Raw genomic sequence first — 20930 nt, 5'->3', positions numbered from 1 at the left:
CGGCCCCCCAGGCACACCCGCCCGCCCTGCCGTTCGATGGCCGCCCCGCCATGACGGCGGCTCGCCGCGGGTCAACGAGGGAAGACGTGGTCGATGACGCGGGCCGCGGCCTCGCCGTCGTCGTGCGGGCAGTACTTGACGAAGAAGTCGTCGTACCGGCCGCTGTACACGTCCTCCAGGGCGGGCGCCTCGCGGACGGCCTCGGCGACCTCCTCCGACGTCGCGACCAGCGGCCCCGGCGCCTCCGCCTCCAGGTCCAGGTAGAAGCCGCGGACGTGGTCCCGGTAGCGCTCCAGGTCGTAGGTGTAGAAGACCATCGGGCGGCCCAGGACGGCGTAGTCGAACATGGCGGACGAGTAGTCCGTCACCAGCACGTCGGACGCCATGTAGAGGTCGGCGATGTCGGGGTAGCGGGTGACGTCGATGACGAAGTCGTCCGACGCGACGTGGGCGCGGTCCGTGACGAGATAGTGCGCGCGCAGGAGCAGGACGTGGTCATCCCCGAGCGCGCGCCGCATGGCCTCGACGTCCAGTTCCAGGTGGAAACCGCGGCGGTCCGGGGTGTGGTGCTCGTCGTCCCGCCAGGTCGGCGCGTACAGCACCACCTTCTTGCCCTCGGGGATGCCGAGGCGCTTGCGGATGTCCGCGCCCACGCGCTGCCACTCGGGAGCGCTCATGACGTCGTTGCGCGGAAACCCGGTCTCCAGGACCTCGCCGCTGTAGTGGAACGCGTGCCGCATCACCTGCGTGGCGAACGGGCTGGACGACAGCAGGTAGTCCCACCGGGGCACTTCGCGCTGTATCCAGTCGAGCTTCTCGGTGCGCCGGTACGGCATGTCCTTCAGGTCATAGCCGAGCTGCTTGAGCGGCGTGCCGTGCCAGGTCTGAAGGTAGATCTGGCCCGGTCGCTTGGCGAACCAGTACGGCGCCCCGTAATTGGTGACGATGTACTGTGCGCGCGCGAGCGTCCGGTAGTGCTCCCGTGTTTCCGCCTGGACGGTCCGTGCCTCGCCCTCGACGGCGAACTGGCCGTCCCGCGAGACCCACACGCATTCGAGGTCGGGCCTGCGCTTGGCGAGCTCCTCGTAGAGCGCGCGCGGGTTGCAGCTGTACTGGGACGCGTTGCAGCTGTCGAACACGACGACGTCCGACAGCGGGCTGCGCAGGTAGACGGGATAGTCGTTCTGCTGCAGGAGCCGCTGCGCGTGCCGTCCGCGCTCGTCCTCCGACAGGGCGGGACGGCTGTGGATCTGCACCGCGTCGGTCTGGTGGACGCCGACCTCGAACTCGTGGGTCCCGACGCGCCGCCATTCGGGCAGCGCGGGGATCCCGGCGCGCTCGGCGACGACGGCGACGTCCCCGGACCGGGTGGGCGCGATCAGGTCCCAGGCGCCCTCGGCGAGCGGCAGGTCCGTCCCGAACACTGGCAGGCGCGCGGGCGTGAACGCGGCGGTGAACCGGTTCCCCTCCCAGGTCAGCGGCACCTCGTGCGCCTCGCCCGAGCGGCTGCGGTGCAGCACGAGGCGGCCGGGCCGGTCCTCGGGGTCGGCGTAGGTGCCGGTGAGCGCGAGCCGGCCCTCGGCGTCCCAGGCGGCCTGCGTGACCACGGGCCGGAAGCCGCGCTCGATGCCCCGCAGGTTCCCGTACGCGGTGCGGGTGACAACGAACTCGCGGCCCCGCCAGGCGAACCTGGCCTCGGCGAGATGCGCGGCCATGGTCAGCCGGAGCGGGCCGCCCTCGCCGCTCAGCCGGATGTCCCAGTCGATGACGTCCAGCAGGTGCGCGTGGCCGGGAGCGGTGTGCGGCACTGCGTCGTCCGACGCGCGCTCCCCTCCTTCGGCCGGGCCACCGGCCGGGCCGAAGGCCGGACCGGCCGGGCGGGCGCCGGAATCGGGGGCGTCGCCGGCGGACTCGGGGAGCGAGAGCAGGCCGTCCAGCGGCAGCGTCGCGGTGAAGCTGAAGCCGGTCCCCTCGGCCGCCGGCGTCACCGCCGCCGGGCGGACCGTGACGTCGCCGAACACCTCCGTCCCGCCGTGCCGCCGCGCCGCCATGATCGCCGCCCCGGCGCCGAGCGCCCGGTTCGTCCACCCGGTCAGCTCCAGCACGTCGCCCATCCGGCGGAACCCGGTGAGCACCGCCCGGGACGCCTTGACGTGCACGGCGAACCCCTCGTCGCCGTCCGCCGGCTGGACCGCGACGTGCTCGGCGAGCTGCCGCGCGGCCGTCCACCGCACCCGCGGCGCCGCCGCGGTGACCCGCCGGACGACCTTGTGTCCCGCCGTCGTCACCTCGGCGTACAGCTCCCACGCGGCGGTGCGCCACTCCTCGCCGTCGCGGAGCGCCTCCGGGTCGATCCGGACGGCGAACCCCGACCACTCGTACGACACCAGCGCCTGCCCGGAACGGGCCGTGGCCTCAGGGCAGCGGGTCCGCTCCACGTCGAGGCGGACCTCCTGGCCCGTCCGGGCGTCGCGCAGCCACATCCGGATCCGGGAGTCGTGCGCCGACGACACGTCGAGGCGGGCGAGGTGCGCGAACCCCTCGAGCGTGAGGACGTCCCCGTCCCAGCCGGCCCGCTCCACCCCCGTCCACAGCTCGAACTCGTCGGTGACGTCGTACACCTCGTCGGGCACGGCGCGGTGCGGGTCGCCGAAGAACGGGTAGCGGGCGTACCAGCGCTGCCGGAACCGGCCCTTCGCGACGAGCGGGACCTCGTCCAGGCCGCCCTCCTCGAACCGCAGCACCTCCAGCAGCTCCGGCAGCATCCGCTCGCCGAGCAGGTGCAGCTCCAGCCGCTTGATCGCCTCCAGCCCGGACACCGCCGCCGGGTGCGCCTCCGCGACGATCTCCGCGCCGAGGCCGACCAGCCGGCGGCGCTCCTGCTCGGAGGCGGCGGGCAGCGCGTGCACGAGCGCGCGGACGTCCAGGTCCAGCGCGTACATGTCGTGGGCGGGCAGCAGTTCCGGCGCCCGGTCGCGCAGGACGCGGCGGACCATCCCCAGGGCGGCCATCCGGTCGATGATGTCGCCGAGCTCCTGCCGTTCCCGCTCGTAGGCGCCCAGGTGGTGGCGCCAGAAGTAGACGGTGGCGTCGAGGACGTCGACGGAGGACGCGAGGACGTGCGTCTCCATCGCCACGGTCAGGTCGCCGTACTGCATCGCGGGGAACTCGAACTGGTGCGCCTCCCAGAACGAGCGGCGGAACACCTTGTTCCACACGGTCCGGTCCTGCAGCAGCGCCGGCTGCTGGGAGATGTGCGTGGACCGCGCCGCCGCCGCGTACGGCTCCGCGTGCAGCCACGACTGCCAGACGCCCTCGTCGTCGAGGCACATGACGTTGCCGCCGGCGATGTCCGACCCGGTCGACTCCAGCGTCCCGACCAGCAGCTCGTACGCGTAGGGCGGGAGCGCGTCCTCGCCGTCGACGAACGCCAGGTAGCGGCCCCCGGCGTACCGGACGCCGGTGTTGCGCACCGGCCCCGCGGACGGGTCGGTGTGCGGGGCGAGCACGAACCGGCCGTCGCGGCGCGCGAACGCCTCGGCGACGGCGGCGGCCTCGTCCGCGGCCCCGTCGTCCACCATGATCACTTCGAGGTCGCGCAGCGTCTGCCCGGCCAGCGACTCCAGGCATCCGGCGAGGTGGTCCCCGGCGGCTCGGAACGGTACAACGACGCTGATCTTCGGTGACACGGGTTCTCCAGGGGTTGCGGGGTGGTGGTGCGCGCGGAACCGCGCGGCGCCGCTCGGGACGGCGCCGCGCGGACGTCAGAGCACGTGGTCGAGGACGCGGGCGGCGGCCCGGCCGTCGTCGTGCGGGCAGTACCGGGCGGCGAACGCCGCGCGCGCGCCGCGGTACCCGGACTCGATCGCCGCCGGCTCGGCGAGCGCCTCGACGACCTGCTTGGACGTGCGCAGCAGCGGCCCGGGCGCCTCCGCGTCGAAGTCGAAGTAGAAGCCGCGCACGTGGTCGCGGTACCGCTCCAGGTCGTAGGTGTAGAACAGCATCGGCCGGCCGGTGACGGCGAAGTCGAACATCGCCGAGGAGTAGTCGGTGACGAGCACGTCGCTGATCAGGAACAGCTCGGAGATGTCGGGGTAGACCGACACGTCCATGACGCAGTCGCCGGGCCGCCACTTCGGCCGGTCCGTCACCAGGTAGTGGGTGCGGAGCAGCAGCATGTGGTCGCGGCCCAGCGCCTTCCGGAACTGCTCGACGTCCAGTTCGAGGCGGAACGCCCGCTTGCCGATGGCGAAGTGGAAGTCGTCCCGCCACGTCGGCGCGTACAGCACGACCCGCTTGCCCTCGGGGATGCCCAGGCGCCGCCGTACCGCCGTCGCTATCTCGTCGCGGTGCGGGCTGTTCAGGATGTCGTTGCGCGGATAGCCGCTCTCCAGAACCTCCCCCTGGTAGCCGAACGCGCGCCGGAACAGCGGCACGGAGAACGCGTTCTGCGACAGCAGCACGTCCCACTGCGGGACGTCGTGCTGCATCCAGTCCATGCCCTCGGTCCGCTTGTAGGGCATCTTCTTGACGTCGTAGCCGAGCTTCTTGAGCGGCGTGCCGTGCCAGCACTGCACGTACGTCTGGTCCTCGCGCTTGGTGAACCACTCCTGCTGCGACCAGTTGCCGAACACGTAGCGCGCCCTGGCGAGCGCCTCGTAATGCTCGCGGGAACCGGCCAGGACGGTCCGCGCACCGGCGGGCTTGCCGAACTGGCCGTTCTCCGTGACCCACACGCAGTCGACGTCCAGTTCCCTGCGGCGAAGCTCGTCGTAGATGCCGCGCGGGTTGCACGCGTATTGGCGTCCCTTGTACGCGTCGAACACGGCCAGGTCGCACACGGGCAGGTTCAGGTGGCGCCTGTAGTGCCCGGACCGGATCCTCGCCTGCGCGTAGGGGCCGCGCTCGTCGTCGTCGAGGGCCGTCTGGATGTGGAGCTGGAGCAGGTCGGTCTTGTAGACCCGGACATCGACGCGGTGCAGGCCCGTCTCGGTCGGCTCCGGCAGGCGCCGCAGGGCGTGCCGCCGGACGGCCACGGGCCGTTCCGTCTCGCCGAGCGCCGCGAACACGTCCCAGCGGCCGGACACCAGCGGGCGCGACAGCCCCAGCACCGGCATCCGCTCCGGCGCGAACTTCGCGCTGAACCGGTCGCTCTCCCAGCGCAGCGCGACGGTGTGCTCCTCGCAGGACCGCCGCCGCCGCAGGATCAGGGCCTCCGGGCGGCCCGCCGGGTCCGTGCAGGTCCCCGATAGTCGGAGCAGCCCGTCGGGCGACCACGACACCCGGTCCACGACCGGCCCGCCGTCCCGCGCGACGACGCGGACCTGGCTGCGCCGCGTCCGCGCGACCTCCAGCTCCCCGCAGGGGGCCGGGTGGACCGCGCCCGCCGCGTCCTCCTCCAGGTACGGGCGGACGCCGCCGGGCAGGCTGATCTCCCAGTCGCCGAGATGCCGGGCGAGCGCGCCGACCGGCAGCTTCGCGCGGAACCCGTACCAGCCGTCCGCCGCGCCCTCCGCCGGCTCGACCGGGCCGACCACGGTGGCGCGCCCCGCCTTCGGCACCGCGGTGACCCGCGCGTCCTCGCCGAGCGGCGTGCGGCTCCAGCCGTCCAGCCACAGCTCACCGCCCTCGACGTGCGAGCCGGCCACCGTCGCCTCCGTCCGCCGCACCTGCACGACGAACCGGCGCTTCGCCGCGACGCCCTGCACCAGCACGCCCGGCGCGCACTCCTGGTCGTCCGGCCACTGCCGGGCGCTGAGCCGCGGGTTGGCGAACGTGCGGCGGCGCCGCAGCCCCCGGTTGACGATCTCCACGCACGGGATCCAGTCGACGTCCCGCCAGCGGCCGAAGATCCGCAGCGCGGCCGGGTCGATCTCCGCGACGAACCCCGACCAGTCGTAGGACACCACCGACTGCCGGGTCCGCGCCGTCACGTCCGGCCGCCGCACCCGCCGGATCGGCACCCGCATCAGCCCGCGCCGGTTGGACGCGAGCAGCCACAGCCGGATCCGGGAGCCGTCCTCGCTGGAGGAGTCCAGGTGCCGGATGTAGGCGTGCCCTTCGAGCCGCAGCCGCCCGCCGACCCAGGTGGCCCGGTCGATCACCGCCGCCGGCTTCAGCTCGTCGGTCACGTCGTACACGTGCAGCGGGACGCCGCACTCCTCGTCCTCGAAGAACGGGTACTCGGCGTACCAGCGGTGCCGCAGCCCGCGCCGTACCCGCGCGGTGTCGTTGTGCTTGCCGAGCTGGACGAACCGCAGCACGTCCATCAGCTCGGGCAGCTTCTCGCGGCACAGCAGGTGCATCTGGAGCCGCGTCATCGACGGGAGCCGCCTGATGACGCGCGGGTTGATGCCCTGCGCTAGGGCCGCGCCCATGGCGACGAGCTCCTCGCGGTTCTCGTCGTCGGTCCTGGGGAGGGCGTCGAGGACGACGCGCAGCTCTATGTCGACGAGCACGTGCTCGTCGTAGGTGGCGACGAGCTGCGGCGCGTAGGAGGCCAGCCCCTCCCGCACCACGCGCGCGGAGCGCAGGCGCTGGCAGAGGTTGTCCCAGTCGTAGCGGTCCTCGGTGATGGACCCCGGCCGCTTGCGCCAGTAGTAGACGGTGTCGCTCAGCACGTCCACGGCACCGGCCAGCGCGTGCGCGCGCGCCGTCACGGGCGGGTCCTCATAGAAGCCGGCGGGGAACTTCAATTCCGCGCGGTCCCAGAACGCGCGCCGGTACACCTTGTTCCACGGCGTACGGTCGCGGATCAGCAGCCCGTGCGACGACACGTGCGTCTTCAGGCGGGTCTCGGTGAAGACGCCGCTGTGCAGCACCGACTGCCACGTCCGGTCGGCGTCCATCCGCTCGACGTTCCCGGACGCCATGTCCGACCCGGTGCGCTCCAAGGAGCCGACCATCTTGCTGTAGGCGTCCCGCTCAACGACGTCGTCGGCGTCGGCGAACGCCAGGTACTCCCCCTTCGCCAGCCGCACCCCCGCGTTGCGGGACGGCCCCGGCCCCTCGTTGTCGCGCGCCAGCAGCCGGAACCGCGGATCGCGGTCGCACATCTCCTTGGCGATCACCGCGCCGTTGTCGTCCGACCCGTCGTCCACCATGATCACTTCGAGGTCGCGCAGCGACTGCCCGGCGATCGACTCCAGGCAGGCGCGCAGGTACTCCTCGGTGTTGTGGAACGGGACGACGACGCTGAGCTTCGGTGACATGCGGCCTCCTAGGGGCGGGGGAACGACCCCCACACCCCCCGGTTCGCTTCGCTCGTGCCAGTGGGTCGGTTGACGGGGGCCGCCGCCGAGCGAGAGCGGAAACCCCGCCACACCGAGCATGGTGACACGAAGTGATCAGACGAACGCGGATCGCGATTGCCAGGCCGTCCCCTGACGCAGACTTGACCCGCCCTGCCGTCCCTTTACCGCGCCCTGACGCGGCGACCCCGCCCGCGACCTCGCGGAGGCCGCCCTCAAGGCGAGGCCCGGTGATCCCGGGGCGTCAGAGCCCCGGCGATTCCGGGGCGTCAGGCCGGCCGGATGCCCGGCGAACCGGTGCCGAGCTCCGCGATCGCCGCGCGGACGCCCGCCGCCAGCGCCTCGAACTCCTCCGCGCGCGGCGACGTCGACCGGAACCCCAGCCCGATCCGCCGGAACGGCGCCGGGTCGGCGAACCGGTGCAGCGACAGGTTCGGCGCCCGCCGCGTCTCCACCGGCAGCGCCGTCTCCGGGACCAGCGTCACGCCGAGCCCGCCCGACACCAGCTGGACGAGCGTCGCCAGGCTCGTCGCGTACGTCGCCGACGGCGCCCGCGCGCCCACCTCCCGGCACACGTCCAGCGCCTGGTCACGCAGGCAGTGCCCCTCGTTCAGCAGGATCACGTCCAGCTCGTTCAGCGCGTCGCGCGGCACTCCCTCGGCGTCCAGATCGAACGACGCCGGGGTGACCAGCACGAAGTCCTCGTCGTAGAGGGGCAGCTCGGTGACGCCCTGGACCGGCGCCGGCAGCGCGAGCAGCACCACGTCGAGCCGCCCGGCCATCAGCTCGGCGACGATGTGGTCGGTCTGCTCCTCGTGCACCGACAGCTCGAGATCAGGGAACTCTTTGGCGAGCCGCGGCAGCACCACCGGCAGCAGGTAGGGCGCGACGGTCGGGATCACGCCGACGCGCAGCGGCCCGACCAGCGGCCCGCGCACCGCCCTGACCTCCTCGACCAGCCGGTCCAGCTCCGCCAGGACGTTCTCGGCCCGACGCGCGACCCGCTCGCCCGCCGGCGTCAGCAGCACCCGCCGGGTCGTCCGCTCGACGAGGCGGGTCTCGAGGCTCTCCTCCAGCGCGGCCACGGAGCCCGACAGCGCGGGCTGGCTCATCCGCAGCGCGGCGGCGGCGTCCCGGAAGTGCAGATGCTCGGCCAGCGCCAGGAACGCCCGGAGCTGCGACACCGTCGGCCTGCTGATAACCGTCCCCTATCACCGCATCGTCGATGGATAACCGCCGCCTCACATTACCCGGCGGTCGCACGGGCCCCGGACCATCCTCTGCGCCGCAGCGGGCAACGAACGGGCGCCTCGTGAGTGTAAGAAGCGTGGAAACCGACATAGTGGCGAACATGCGCCACCCCCGCCGCGCGACCGGCGCCGTCCCCGAAGCGGACGCCTCCGAGGCGGGCGCCTCCGAGGCGGGCGCCTCCGAGGCGGACGATCGCGCCGCGGCCACCGCCGCCCTGACGGCCCTGTTCCGCGAGCACCAGCTCGGCCTGGCCCGCACGGCCCTGATGATCGTCGGGGACCGGGCGACCGCCGAGGACGTCGTGCAGGACGCCTTCATCGACCTCTACCGCAGGATCGACCGCCTGACCGACCACGACCGGATGCTGCCGTACGCCCGCGCCGCGGTGGTGAACAAGTGCCGCACCGTGCTGCGGCGGCGCAGGCTCGCGTTCCGCACAGGACGCACGCACGAACCGCCGGTGTGGTCGGCGGAGTCTGCGGCCATGCTCGGCGAGGAGCGGCGCGAGGTGTTCCTCGCGCTGCGGCGCCTTCCGCGGCGCCGCCGCGAGGCCCTGGTGCTGCGCTACTACCTGGACCTGGACGAGCGGGAGATCGCCGAGATCATGGGAATCGGCGTCGGCACGGTCCGGTCCACCGTCTCGCGGGCGCTCGCGTCGCTCGCCGACCTGCTCGGGGAGGAAGCATGACCAGGACCGAGGACCGGCTCCGCGACGCGTTCGGCGCCGCCGCCGCGAGCATGCCGGACGGCACAATGGCGCCGCTCACCGTCCCGTCCGCCCCGCGTCGCCGCCGTCCCTGGACGGTGCCCGTCGCGGTCGCGGCCGGGCTGGCCGCCGTCGTCATCGGCGGCACCGCGGTCGGCGGGGCGATCCCGCGCACCGCTCACGACGGCCCCGCCGCGGGCGCCGGCGGGCCCCGGCAGGTCGTCGCGATCCGCGACGGGCGCGCGGTCGTCGAGAACGCCACCGCGCAGGGCCTCACGGAGGCGGCCTCGCTCGGCGGCCGGTACGAGGCGGTGGCCGCGACCGGCGACGGGCGGACGTTCTTCCTCGCCGGCAAGGCGGGCGGCGACTCCTACGCCTTCTACCGGCTCACCCTGAGCGCGGCCGGCACCCCGTCGGCGCCGGAGCGGGTCCCCGGCGGGACCGTCCGGCTCGACACGGGGTTCGGCAAGCCCGAGAACCTCGCCGCCAGCCCCGACGGCTCCCGGCTCGCCGTCGTCGGCACCGCCGGCGGGCGCCCCGAGGCCGTCGTCATCGACGTCCGCACCGGCGGCCACCGGACCTGGAGCACCGTCACCAGCGGGTCCGTCACCAGCGCGACGTGGGCGCCCGACAACCGCACCCTCGGCTTCGTCCAGGCCCCCGGCGGCCCGTCCGGCCAGGCGGTGCTGCGGCTGCTCGACACCGGCCGGCCCGGCGCCGACCTGCTGTCCTCCCGCGTGCTGCGCCCCGCCGAGGTCACCGGGACGCGGGTGAACGGGCTGATCAACGTGTTCGTCCTCAACCCCGACGGGCGGACCGCCACGGCCCAGATCCAGGGCGACAAGCACGGCCCCGACGACGACGCGTCTTTCGTCCTCGCGACGCTGTCGGCGGCGAACGGGCGGCCCACGGGGCGGGCCGTCCGGCTGCCCGGCGACTCCTTCTTCGTGAAAGCCGACGGCTCCGGCGAGCACTTCCTGCAGCTCGTCGACGGCCGGCCCGGACGCGTCGACGGCGACGCGTTCGCCTGGCTGAGCCGCGCCGCCGACTACGACGACCTCGCCTGGTGACCCGTCCCGCCGGCCGCCGGTGATGCGACCGCTGTGGTATCAAGCCCGGGTGTCCGACGATCCCGCCCGGCGCCCGGGCTACCACCACGGCTCCCTGCGGGCCGCGCTGACCGCGACCGCCCTCGACCTGCTGGACGAGGGCGGCGTGTCCAACGTCTCGGTGCGGGAGGCGGCGCGGCGGACCGGCGTCTCGGCGGGCGCCCCGTTCCGGCACTTCGCCGACCGGGACGCCCTGCTCACGGCCGTCGCGGGACGCGTCCTGGAGGACTTCGGCGAGTGGCAGCGGGCGGCGCTCGCGGACGCCCGTCCGGACCGTCCGGCCATGTGGACGTTCGGGCACGCCTTCGTCCGGTACGCCGCGCGGCACCCCCACCGGTTCGAACTGCTGCGCACCACCGTCTACACCGCGGACCCGGCGCCGGAGATCCGCGAGGCCATGCGGGCGATCGAGCAGCAGGTGACCGATCTCATAGCGGCGGGACAGACGGCGGGCACGCTGCGCGCGGGCGACCCGCAGCTGGTGATCCTGGCGGCGCACGCCCTCGTCTACGGGCTCTCGCAGATGGTCGTCGACGGCTTCCTGCCCGCCGAGCACGCCGGTGAGCTGGCCGAACAGGTCCTCGACACGTTCGGGAAGGGCATCGGGCGGGGCTGACCCGCACCGGCCTCCGCGGGGCGTTGACGGTGCCCGCGCGGCACTGATGTAATCAGTGCTCACATTCACCGGAGGACAGGGGCGCCCATGCCGTTCGAGCAGCCCATCGCGACGGGCCGGATCACCGTGAACGCCTCCCCCGCCGAGGTCTACCGGATCGTCAGCGACCCGCCCGTCATGATCACCTTCGCCGAGGAGGCGTACCGCGCCCGCTGGCTCGGCCGACCCGCCCGGGCCGCCGTCGGCGCCCGCTTCCGCGGCTACAACCGCAAGGGCCGCCGCCGCTGGTTCACCAACTGCACCGTCGTCGTGGCCCGCGAGAACGAGCGGTTCGCCTACGACGTCGACGCCCCGCTCGGGCTGCCGATCTCGCGCTGGCAGTACGACATCGCGCCCGCGGACGACGGCCGGGGCTGCACCATCACCGAGACGAACTGGCTGCGCGTCCCGCTGTGGCTCATCCCGATCGCGATCGCGCTGACCGGCACCGTCGACCGCCCCGCCCACAACGCCCGCAACATCGCGACCACCCTCGGGCGCCTCAAGGCGCACCTCGAAGGGACCGGCGCGTCCTGAACGGCCGGGCGCAATGCCCCGGAATGCCGGACCGGTTCGGAGATCGTCTATTCTCGTCCGTTACGGAGCGTGTCGACCGCTCGGAGCGCGAGTGTGATCTCGATCAACTCGCGGCGCCGCCCGGACCCCACCGAGAGGGCCTTTGTGCCGGTCCGGCCGGGTTTGCCGAGATCCAATAAGAAGCTCCTATCAATCTGTTGCGATAGATCGATTTCTCTTTTCTTTGCTGGTAGGGCACGCTGAGTGACATCAGCCGCCGGGTGCCGGTTGCGCCGCGGCGGCCTGCCCACGCCTCTCCGGGCGAGAGGCGCGCCCTTTCTCGTGACAAAAGGAGCATGCGTGCTTACTGTCGGTGACCAGTTCCCCGAGTACGAACTGACCGCCTGCGTCTCGCTGGACCCGGACAACGCCTTCGAGACGATCAACCACAAGTCCTACGAGGGCAAGTGGCGCGTCGTGTTCTTCTGGCCCAAGGACTTCACCTTCGTCTGTCCGACCGAGATCGCGGAGTTCGGCCGCCTCAACGAGGAGTTCGCCGACCGCGACGCCCAGGTGCTCGGCGCGTCCGTCGACAACGAGTTCGTCCACTTCGCGTGGCGCAAGGACCACCCGGACCTGCGCGAGATCCCGTTCCCGATGCTGTCGGACCTCAAGCGCGAGCTGTGCGAGGCCCTCGGCATCCTCACCGAGGACGGCGTCGCGCAGCGGGCGACCTTCATCGTCGACCCGAACAACGAGATCCAGTTCAGCATGGTGACCGCGGGCTCCGTCGGCCGGAACGTCAAGGAGGTCCTCCGGGTCCTCGACGCCCTGCAGAGCGACGAGCTGTGCCCCTGCAACTGGAACAAGGGCGAGGACACCCTCGACGCCGCCAAGCTGATGGCCGGGGCCTGATCCCACCCGCCTCACCCCGCCGGCCGGCCGGTCCGCGCGGCGCCGCCACGCGCCGCGCCGCCCGGCCCCGGCCCCCGACGGCCGGTCGCGCGCGCGGCCGGCCGTCCGCAGGAAAGGACTCGACATCATGAGCGTTGACGCGCTGAAGAGCGCCCTCCCGGGCTACGCCAAGGACACCAAGCTCAACCTCGGCTCGCTCACCTCCACCTCGCAGCTCACCGACCAGCAGCTGTGGGGGACGGTACTGGCCTGCGCCCTCGCCACCCGGAGCGCCACCGTCATCCGCGAGCTGGCCGAGGACGCCGGCGACCACCTGTCCGCCGAGGCGTTCGAGGCCGCCAAGGGCGCCGCGTCGATCATGGCGATGAACAACGTGTACTACCGCGCCACGCACCTGATCGGCGACGAGACGTACGCGACCCTGCCCGCCAAGCTGCGGATGTCGATCATCGGCAAGCCGGGCGTGGACAAGGTCGACTTCGAGCTGTGGTGCCTCGCCGTGTCGGCGATCAACGGCTGCGGCCGGTGCCTGGAGTCGCACGAGAAGGTCGTCCGCGAGGCCGGCCTGTCGCGCGAGCTCGTCCAGGAGGCGCTGCGGATCGCCGCGGTCGTCAACGCGGCCGCCGCGACCCTGGACGCCGAGGCCGCCCTGGCCCCCGCGACCGTCTGACACCTCCGCGAACACGTGAGGGCCCGGGTGCGGAACGCACCCGGGCCCTCACGTTTCCCGCGCTATCGCCTCGCCGCCGAGGTCACTCCCACTCGATGGTGCCCGGCGGCTTGGAGGTGATGTCGACGGCGACCCGGTTGACCTCGCGGACCTCGTTGGTGATCCGCGTCGAGATCCTCTGCAGCAGGTCGTACGGGAGCTTCGCCCAGTCGGCCGTCATCGCGTCCTCGCTGGTCACCGGGCGCAGCACGATCGGGTGCCCGTACGTCCGGCTGTCGCCCTGCACGCCCACGGACCGGACGTCGGCGAGCAGCACCACCGGGAACTGCCAGATGTCGCGGTCCAGGCCCGCGCGCGTCAGCTCCTCGCGGGCGATCGCGTCCGCGTCGCGCAGGATGTCCAGCCGGTCGCGGGTCACCGCGCCGATGATCCGGATGCCGAGCCCGGGCCCCGGGAACGGCTGCCGCCACACGATCTCCGACGGCAGGCCGAGCTGCTCGCCGAGCGCCCGCACCTCGTCCTTGAACAGCGTCCGCAGCGGCTCCACCAGCCGGAACTGCAGGTCCTCCGGCAGCCCGCCGACGTTGTGGTGCGACTTGATGTTCGCCGCACCGGTACCGCCGCCCGACTCCACGACGTCCGGGTAGAGCGTGCCCTGCACGAGGAACTCGACCGGCTCCGCCGCGTCCTCGCCGACGATCTCCCGGGCCGCCTCCTCGAACACCCGGATGAACTCGCGGCCGATGATCTTCCGCTTCTCCTCCGGGTCGCTCACCCCGTCCAGGGCGGAGAGGAAACGGTCCTGCGCGTCCACGACGTGCAGGTTCACCCCGGTCGCCGCGACGAAGTCCTTCTCGACCTGCTCCGGCTCGCCCTTGCGCAGCAGCCCGTGGTCGACGAACACGCAGGTCAGCTGGTCGCCGATGGCGCGCTGGACGAGCGCCGCGGCCACCGCCGAGTCGACGCCGCCCGACAGCGCGCAGATCGCCCGCTTCCCTCCGACCTGCTCCCGGACAGCCTCGATCGACTCTTCCGCGATGTTCACCATCGTCCAGTTCGGCCGGCAGCCCGCGCCCTCGTAGAGGAAGCGCCGCAGGATCTCCATCCCGTTCTCGGTGTGCAGCACCTCCGGGTGGAACTGCACGCCGAAGAAGCCGCGCTCCCGGTCCTCCATGCCGGCGACCGGAGTCACGTCCGTGCTGGCCGTGACCGTGAACCCGGCGGGCGCCTCGCGCACGAAGTCGCGGTGCGACATCCACACCGCCTGCTCGTTCGGCAGCCCAGCGAACAGCATCCCCGGCGAGGTCACGGCGACGGTCGCGCCGCCGTACTCGGCGACGTCGGAGTTCTCCACCGCCCCGCCGAGCGCCTGCGCCATCACCTGGTGGCCGTAGCAGATTCCGAGGGTCGGCACGCCGAGCTCGAACAGGCCCTCCGGCGCCGCCGGCGCCCCCTGCTCGTACACCGACGCCGGCCCGCCCGACAGGATGATTGCTTTCGGCCGCTTGGCGAGCATCTCCGCCGCCGGCATGGTGGACGGCACGATCTCGCTGAACACATGGCACTCACGGACCCGCCGCGCGATCAGCTGCGCGTACTGCGCGCCGAAGTCGACGACGAGAACGGTGTCAAAGGACTGGTCTACGGCCACCAACAACGCCTTTCGCACGGGCCTGGAAAGAACTCCAGTCTACGGGGCCGCATCCAGGGCCGATGCGCCCGGGCGGGTCACGGCGGTCACATTGGGCGACTGGCCGAAAACGGTCGGCATCCGTTTACCTTGATCACACGCGCAGCAGGACTTCTCTCTGATACGTCTTGATAACGCCCTGTGTCCAGTCGCTGTCCGTACGCATTCAGCAGTCCCTCCCTAGGAGTGTCGTGAAGCTGCTCGCTGCCGCCGCCCTCATCACCGCCCTCGTCCCCGCCGTACCGACCGGTCCGGCCGGAGCGGGCGCCACGGCCGGGCGAGCACACCCCGACGCGCCTCGCGCCGTCGGCCCGAACGCCTGCGCCGCCGCGCCGTCGAACGCCCGCCTCCGGCGGCCCGACGCGCACGTGCGGGAGCGCAACGCCCTCACCCCTTCGGAGTCCGCGAGCGTCGAGCAGCGCCTCGGCCAGGCCCTCAGGGGCCTCGGCCTCGGCGCCATGGACCGGCCGGACGACCAGTCCACCCCGACCGACCTGCGCGCCGCCGGCAAGATCAGCGTCCCGGTGTACTTCCACGTGCTGCACGACGGCTCCACCGGCAACGTCCCCACGTCGGTGGTGAAGCGGCAGATCAGCGTGCTGAACGCGTCCTACGGCGGCCGCTACGGCGGCGCGAACACCCGCGTGACGTTCCACCTGAAGGCGATCAGCCGCTCAGACAAGGCCGCCTGGTTCAACGAGCCGGAGCGCTACGAGGGCACCTACAAGCCGAAGCTCCGCAAGGGCGGCAAGGGGACGCTGAACCTCTACAGCGCCCGCATCGGCGGCGACCTGCTCGGCTGGTCCACCTTCCCGTGGAAGTACAAGTCCGAGCCCAAGATGGACGGCGTCACCATCCACTACGGCAGCATGCCCGGCGGCCCCATCGACAACTTCAACCGCGGGTTCAGCGCCACCCACGAGGTCGGCCACTGGCTCGGGCTCTACCACACGTTCCAGGACGGCTGCGGCGGCAAGGGCGACCGGGTGTCCGACACCCCGGCCGAGCGCGACCCCACCAACGGCTGCCCGTCCGGCAAGGACACCTGCCCGGCCCCCGGCGACGACCCCGTCCACAACTTCATGGACTACAGCTACGACACCTGCATGACCTCCTTCACCGCCGGCCAGGGCGCCCGCATGCACAAAGTCTGGACCGCCTACCGCCGCTAACCCCACCACACACGGCACACAAACGAGGCACGCCCGCCCAACACACACGCCCCGCAGCCCCCCAACACGAGCCACCCCAAAACGCACGCCACCGCCCCCGCCACCGACCCACGCCACCCGGCCACGCCACGGACACACGCCACGCACACACGCCACGATCGGCCAGCACGCAGCACGCAGCACGCAGCACGCACCCGCAGCATCAACGCGCAGCACTGAGCGCCACAACACAGCACTACACGAACGGCACGGCACCAGGCGTCCGACATCGGCGGCCCAGGGTGCACGCGCGCACAACGTGGGCAGTCCAGCATGACCGCGCAACGTGGGCAGTCCAGCATGAGCGCACGACATAGACGTGCTGGACGTGTGACACGAGCGGCCAGCACGCCCGCAGCATGAGCGCACAGCAGTGGCGGTCCAGCACCAGCAGGCGGCGCGGCCGCACGGCACTCGCCACATGAGAACGAACGAGCGGCCCGAAACCGGTGCTCCAGCACGATCAAGCAGTACGGGCGGCAACGCCTGCTACCGAACACCAGCCACCCGGCACCAGCCACCCGGCACCAGCCACCCGGCACCAGCGCGCAGTACCACCGGTCCAGCGCAGCCAGGCAGCAACGTTGGGCAGACGGTCAGCCAACGCGGACGTCCCAACATCGGGAGCCCACCAGCAGCGCGCAACACGGCCAAGCTGCACCACCGCAGAGCCAGCAGCGCAGGGCACGGTCGGCCCAGCACCACGGCGCGCGACACGGAAGCGCAACATCGCCGGACCAGCACCAGCGTCCAGCGGCACGAGTGCACGACACGGGCAGTCCAGCATGAGCGCACGACACGGGCAGCCCAGCGTGAGCGCACAGCATGAGCGCGACACGAGCGGCGGCCAGCGTGCACGGAGCACGAGCGCACAGCACGTCTGCGCAGAATCACCGGGCACCAGTCGCTCGTCACAGACGCCCAGCACCGACGCGCAGCACTGAGCACCCAACACGAGCACTACACGAACGGCATAGCACCGCGTCCGGCACTGGCCGTCCCGCGGCACGGGTAGTCCAGCGTGAGCGCACAACATGGACGTGCTATGCGGATGTGCGGTACGAGCGCCAGCGCCAAGCGGCACGAGCGCACCGCGCAGCCAAGCGGTACCGGCGATGGGACCGGCGTGTGTCACGGCGGCATTGGCACCAGCGCGGGGCACGCGGGACGGTCACGGGCGGGCAACACGGGCGGGCAACACGGGCGGGCCTGGCGGGACGCAGGTGCGTGAGTGAGCGGGAGTCAGCGGGCCTTGTATGCGGTTAGCAGGCGGTCGGCCTCGGGGGGTGGCAGGCGGCGGACGGCCTCGCGGAACGTGACGCCGGAGACGTCGGCCATGTGCGCCTCCACCCATGCCGTCACCCATGCGGGGTCCTTCTTCGACAGTTCGCGCAGCACCCACCCCAGTGCCTTGCGGATGAAGAACTCCTTTTCGCCTATGAGGATGTCTCCGTATCTGGTGAGCCGGTCCAGGTCGGGGGTTCCGGCGCGGACGCCCGGTAGCAGCGCGAGGAGCGACGCGCGCCGTATCCACATGTCGGGATCGCGGACCCACGCGTCCAGCACCGCGCTCAGGTCGGGGTAGCGGACGATCAAGCGGCCGGCGACCCTGTCGGCGAGCTGGTCCACCATCACCCAGCCCGCCGAGTCGCGGATGAGGCGCTCGGCCACGGCCAGGTCGCCGGGGACGAGCAGTTCCACTCGCTTGGCCAGTACTTCCACGGCCGACATGCGCGCCTCGTGGATGGGACGGCCGTCGTCCGTCGCCGTCCACAGCGCGTCCACGAGCCCGAGCAACTCGTCGCGCGCAGGTCGCACCCTGACCGCCAACACGGCGATCTTCCGCAGCACCGGGACGGGCACTCCGATGTGCGCGAGTTCGCTCTTCAGGTAGCGCTTCTCGCTGTCGGCCCGCACCGGATCGGCCTGGGCGCGCAGCTCGCCCAAGATCCGTTCGGCCTCGTCCTCGGCGTCCATGCGACGACGCTACGCGGTCCGTCCGACAATCCGGCGCCCACTCCGGCGGCCCCACGGCACGGCGCCCACGCTACGCCTCCCGTCTGACATTCCGGCGCTCGCGCTACGGCATCGCATTCAGCATTTCTCGTCCCTATTCGTCCAGGTTTGCCAAAGACGCACTCCTTGTCGGCAATCACCCTGGTTCCAGCGATGACTCCGCTCCCCCGCGCGCCCGTCACCGGACGCGCCGCCCCCAAGGAGTTCCATGAAACGCGCTGGAATCGCCACCGCCATCGGCATGCTCGCCGCGTTCACCGCCTACGCGCCCGCCGCCGCCCCCGCCCTCTCCGCTCCCGTCCCGGGCGCGAAGTGCAGCTCCGAGACGTTCGCCGCGCAGGCCCGCGTCCGTGCCGGCTCCCACGCCACGGAACGGCACCAGCCCGGTGCCGCCAAGGTCGCGGCCATGGAGAAGGACTTCCACGACCGTCTCGGGCAGCTCGCCACGTCCGGCCGCCTCAAGGCCGCCGCCGCCTCGATCACCGTCCGCGTGCACTTCCAGGTCATCACGAGCGGCAGCACGGGCTCGCTGTCCGACGCGACACTCAACAAGCAGCTCAGCGTCCTCAACGCCGCCTATGCGCCGAGCGGTGTCTCCTTCACCCTCGCCTCCATCACGCGGACGAACAACGCGGCATGGTTCTCCGACCCTGAGGGCAACGAGACGGCGATGAAGAACGCGCTCCACACGGGCGGCGCCCAGGACCTCAACCTCTACACCGCCGACCTGGGCGACAGCCTCCTCGGCTGGGCCACGTTCCCCAGCGACTACCGCTCCAAGCCCAAGCTGGACGGCGTCGTCATCCACTACCAGAGCGTCCCCGGCGGATCGCTCACCAACTACAACGAGGGCGACACGGCGACCCACGAGGTCGGCCATTGGATGGGGCTCTACCACACGTTCCAGGGCGGCTGCAGCGGCCAGGGCGACCGGGTGTCCGACACCCCCGCCGAGCAGAGCCCCGCCTCGGGCTGCCCCACCGGCCGCGACACCTGCTCCTCGTCCGGCCTGGACCCCATCCACAACTTCATGGACTACAGCTACGACTCCTGCATGTACGAGTTCACGCCCGGCCAGACCCAGCGCATGAGCGACCAGTGGGCCGCCTACCGCGCCTGACACCCGGCCCGCCCGGTTCCGGCGCCGGAGACCCACCCCCTCCGGCGCCGGGCACGCCCCTTCACGGCGTTACACGCGAGCGAAGGTGTCGGCGTTGGTGAGGACGGCATGCGCCCATGGCAGTTCGATCAGCTCGGGCGCCCGTCCCGGCACGGGCGGCTTCACCGCCTTATCGGACACCACATGCCACATCGTCTCCAGCCGCCCGTCCCGCAGGAGTCCGGTGAAGGAGGCGACGGCGTCGCCGTGCGGCCCGGAACGGCCGAACGCGAAGTGTGCGCACACGCCGACGTGCAATCCCGTGATCTCGGCTTCCTCGCCCGCGAACGCGCTGTCGCCGAGCGCGGTGCGGAAGGTGCCCCGCAGCCTGCCGCCAGCGTCGTCGGTGATGACCAGCGTCGACCCGTACTGATTGCGCCATGTGCTGATCCAGCTGACGGTGTTGTCGTTGCTCATTCCTCCACGATCGCCGTCGCGCGTCTCCCGAACCAGTGGCTGGAAAGTCGCGATGCGGGATTATCCTGCCGACCATGCTCCACCGCGTCGCGGCGCTGGTGACGCCGCCCCAGTCGACGTTCGAGCTGGGATGCGTCGCCGAGGTCTTCGGCATCGACCATCCCGGGGTCGAGACCCGCTACTCCTTTCGCGTCTGCGCCGAGGAGCCCGGGGCCGTGGCGACCAAGGCGGGCTACCGCATGTTCGTCGAGCACGGACTCGGGCTCCTCGCCGAGGCGGACTCGGTGTTCCTGACCGGCTGGCCCGACCGGGAGGCGCGGCCGTCTCCACGCCTCGCGCGCGCCCTCAGGAAAGCCCACAAACGCGGCGCCCGCATCGTCGGCGTCTGCTCAGGCGCCTTCGCACTCGCCGCTATGGGGCTCCTCGACGGCCGTACCGCGACCACCCATTGGCGCATGGCGGACGAACTCGCCGGGCGCTATCCCGATGTGACCGTCCAGCCTGACGCGCTGTACATCGACCATGGTGACGTTGCTACGAGCGCGGGCACCGGCGCGGCGATCGACCTCGCGCTGCAGCTCGTCCGGCGCGACTTCGGTGCCGCCTACGCCAACGACATCGCGCGGCACATGGTGCTTCCGCCGCACCGTGATGGCGGCCAACGTCAGTACTCCCGCGTCCCGCCGTCCAGGGACGTCGGCGACGAACGGACGCTCTCCCCTGTCCTCGAATGGGCCGAGGCGAACCTGCACAGGCCGATCACCATCGACGAACTCGCCACGCGGGCCGGGGTCTCGCCGCGCACGCTCGCGCGCCTGTTCGACCGGCGTCTCGGCACGACACCGGGACGATGGCTGCTCCGGCGCCGCATCCAGGAGGCATGCGCCCTGCTCGAACGGACGGACGCGACCATCGAGTCCGTCGCGTCCGCCACCGGCTTCCCGGACACGTCGAACTTCCGCCGCCGCTTCGCCGACGAGATGGGCACGACCCCGAGCGCCTACAGGCGGACGTTCTCCGTTCCTCACTGAGGCACTCCAAGATCATGGCCGAGCCCGGAAACGGTCTGGCGACCAGCAACGATGCGTCCGGCCATCCGCACGGCCAAGGGCTCCGCCGGCGAGCCGGACGGAGAGTTATCCACAGAAAAACTGGTGCCTAGGCGGGGCGGTATCCGAGAGATCGGGTGCCGCCCCGTTCACGTGGGGGGATGCGCGTTGACCTGGGGGTTTGGTGGCACCGTGGCTGGCGGGCGTGTTGATCTTGTCTTACTGGGGCGTGCTGGTTGCCGCTGGTGCTCGCTGTTCACGGGCCATGTGCGGGCCATGGCCCGTGCCGGTTCGCGCTGGTCACTCGCTGAGTGCG

At 72.0% G+C, this 20930-nt stretch carries 15 protein-coding genes; 9 read left to right on the top strand and 6 right to left on the bottom strand.

Annotation, left to right across the window (positions count from 1 at the left end):
- Nucleotides 1–71: 71 nt before the first annotated feature.
- The 3 genes from ABT299_RS24290 to ABT299_RS24280 all read right to left on the bottom strand — a co-directional run bounded on the left by ABT299_RS24290 (nucleotide 72) and on the right by ABT299_RS24280 (nucleotide 8434).
- Nucleotides 72–3689: a bifunctional glycosyltransferase/CDP-glycerol:glycerophosphate glycerophosphotransferase gene (locus tag ABT299_RS24290; RefSeq protein WP_500252088.1), complete on the bottom strand. Its 3618-nt coding sequence runs from the start codon at nucleotides 3687–3689 to the stop codon at nucleotides 72–74.
- Nucleotides 3690–3764: 75 nt separating this feature from the next.
- Nucleotides 3765–7211: a bifunctional glycosyltransferase/CDP-glycerol:glycerophosphate glycerophosphotransferase gene (locus tag ABT299_RS24285; protein WP_500252087.1), complete on the bottom strand. Its 3447-nt coding sequence runs from the start codon at nucleotides 7209–7211 to the stop codon at nucleotides 3765–3767.
- A gap of 308 nt (nucleotides 7212–7519) precedes the next feature.
- Nucleotides 7520–8434, bottom strand: a complete 915-nt coding sequence (locus ABT299_RS24280) for a LysR substrate-binding domain-containing protein (RefSeq protein ID WP_347256947.1) — start codon at nucleotides 8432–8434, stop codon at nucleotides 7520–7522.
- Nucleotides 8435–8601: 167 nt separating this feature from the next.
- Between ABT299_RS24280 and ABT299_RS24275 the strand changes: the two genes are divergently transcribed.
- From ABT299_RS24275 to ahpD, 6 genes are all read left to right on the top strand, one after another.
- Complete coding sequence (locus tag ABT299_RS24275) at nucleotides 8602–9189, top strand: SigE family RNA polymerase sigma factor (RefSeq protein ID WP_500252086.1); 588 nt, start codon at nucleotides 8602–8604, stop codon at nucleotides 9187–9189.
- Entirely contained in the window at nucleotides 9186–10277 is a 1092-nt protein-coding gene (locus ABT299_RS24270; protein WP_500252085.1) for a TolB-like translocation protein, read from the top strand. The genes ABT299_RS24275 and ABT299_RS24270 overlap by 4 nt, the downstream gene beginning before the upstream one ends.
- A 49-nt stretch (nucleotides 10278–10326) precedes the next feature.
- Entirely contained in the window at nucleotides 10327–10932 is a 606-nt protein-coding gene (locus ABT299_RS24265) for a TetR/AcrR family transcriptional regulator (RefSeq protein WP_500252084.1), read from the top strand.
- 87 nt (nucleotides 10933–11019) lie between these two features.
- Nucleotides 11020–11508: an SRPBCC family protein gene (locus ABT299_RS24260; protein ID WP_500252083.1), complete on the top strand. Its 489-nt coding sequence runs from the start codon at nucleotides 11020–11022 to the stop codon at nucleotides 11506–11508.
- Nucleotides 11509–11847: 339 nt separating this feature from the next.
- The gene (locus ABT299_RS24255) at nucleotides 11848–12402 is read left to right on the top strand and encodes a peroxiredoxin (RefSeq protein WP_387021759.1); all 555 of its coding nucleotides are present in this window, start codon (nucleotides 11848–11850) and stop codon (nucleotides 12400–12402) included.
- 127 nt (nucleotides 12403–12529) lie between these two features.
- Entirely contained in the window at nucleotides 12530–13072 is a 543-nt protein-coding gene (gene ahpD / locus ABT299_RS24250) for an alkylhydroperoxidase, AhpD family (protein ID WP_190863257.1), read from the top strand.
- A gap of 82 nt (nucleotides 13073–13154) precedes the next feature.
- Here the strand turns inward: ahpD and guaA are convergent, their stop codons facing one another.
- Nucleotides 13155–14723: a glutamine-hydrolyzing GMP synthase gene (gene guaA, locus ABT299_RS24245; RefSeq protein ID WP_500252082.1), complete on the bottom strand. Its 1569-nt coding sequence runs from the start codon at nucleotides 14721–14723 to the stop codon at nucleotides 13155–13157.
- 230 nt (nucleotides 14724–14953) lie between these two features.
- On the opposite strand from guaA, the gene ABT299_RS24240 reads away from it, so the two are divergent.
- Nucleotides 14954–15934: a zinc metalloprotease gene (locus tag ABT299_RS24240; RefSeq protein WP_500252081.1), complete on the top strand. Its 981-nt coding sequence runs from the start codon at nucleotides 14954–14956 to the stop codon at nucleotides 15932–15934.
- Nucleotides 15935–17215: 1281 nt separating this feature from the next.
- On the opposite strand, the gene ABT299_RS24235 is transcribed toward ABT299_RS24240, so the two are convergent.
- Entirely contained in the window at nucleotides 17216–17950 is a 735-nt protein-coding gene (locus ABT299_RS24235) for a DNA alkylation repair protein (RefSeq protein WP_500252080.1), read from the bottom strand.
- A gap of 247 nt (nucleotides 17951–18197) precedes the next feature.
- On the opposite strand from ABT299_RS24235, the gene ABT299_RS24230 reads away from it, so the two are divergent.
- Nucleotides 18198–19109 carry a zinc metalloprotease gene (locus ABT299_RS24230; protein WP_500252079.1) on the top strand — a complete coding sequence of 304 codons (912 nt, stop codon included), beginning with the start codon at nucleotides 18198–18200 and terminating at the stop codon, nucleotides 19107–19109.
- A 69-nt stretch (nucleotides 19110–19178) separates the two neighbouring features.
- On the opposite strand, the gene ABT299_RS24225 is transcribed toward ABT299_RS24230, so the two are convergent.
- On the bottom strand, nucleotides 19179–19565 hold the full coding sequence (locus ABT299_RS24225; protein ID WP_500252078.1) for an avidin/streptavidin family protein: 387 nt from the start codon (nucleotides 19563–19565) through the stop codon (nucleotides 19179–19181).
- 74 nt (nucleotides 19566–19639) lie between these two features.
- Here ABT299_RS24225 and ABT299_RS24220 point away from each other — a divergent pair, with 74 nt between their 5' ends.
- The gene (locus ABT299_RS24220) at nucleotides 19640–20596 is read left to right on the top strand and encodes a GlxA family transcriptional regulator (protein WP_500252077.1); all 957 of its coding nucleotides are present in this window, start codon (nucleotides 19640–19642) and stop codon (nucleotides 20594–20596) included.
- The last annotated feature ends 334 nt before the right edge of the window (nucleotides 20597–20930 follow it).

Source organism: Spirillospora sp. NPDC000708 (assembly GCF_040299565.1).
In the GTDB taxonomy this organism is placed as follows: domain Bacteria; phylum Actinomycetota; class Actinomycetes; order Streptosporangiales; family Streptosporangiaceae; genus Spirillospora.
The sequence above is the reverse complement of the archived record's forward strand: the minus strand, read 5'-3'. Positions and strand labels throughout refer to the sequence as shown.

Excerpts from the sequence above, each read along its gene's own strand:
- ABT299_RS24285 (WP_500252087.1), bottom strand. The coding sequence starts at position 7,211 with ATGTCACCGAAGCTCAGCGTCGTCGTCCCGTTCCACAACACCGAGGAG.
- ABT299_RS24260 (WP_500252083.1), top strand. The coding sequence starts at position 11,020 with ATGCCGTTCGAGCAGCCCATCGCGACGGGCCGGATCACCGTGAACGCC.
- ABT299_RS24270 (WP_500252085.1), top strand. The coding sequence starts at position 9,186 with ATGACCAGGACCGAGGACCGGCTCCGCGACGCGTTCGGCGCCGCCGCC.
- ahpD (WP_190863257.1), top strand. The coding sequence starts at position 12,530 with ATGAGCGTTGACGCGCTGAAGAGCGCCCTCCCGGGCTACGCCAAGGAC.
- ABT299_RS24230 (WP_500252079.1), top strand. The coding sequence starts at position 18,198 with ATGAAACGCGCTGGAATCGCCACCGCCATCGGCATGCTCGCCGCGTTC.
- ABT299_RS24235 (WP_500252080.1), bottom strand. The coding sequence starts at position 17,950 with ATGGACGCCGAGGACGAGGCCGAACGGATCTTGGGCGAGCTGCGCGCC.
- ABT299_RS24220 (WP_500252077.1), top strand. The coding sequence starts at position 19,640 with ATGCTCCACCGCGTCGCGGCGCTGGTGACGCCGCCCCAGTCGACGTTC.
- ABT299_RS24225 (WP_500252078.1), bottom strand. The coding sequence starts at position 19,565 with ATGAGCAACGACAACACCGTCAGCTGGATCAGCACATGGCGCAATCAG.
- ABT299_RS24275 (WP_500252086.1), top strand. The coding sequence starts at position 8,602 with ATGCGCCACCCCCGCCGCGCGACCGGCGCCGTCCCCGAAGCGGACGCC.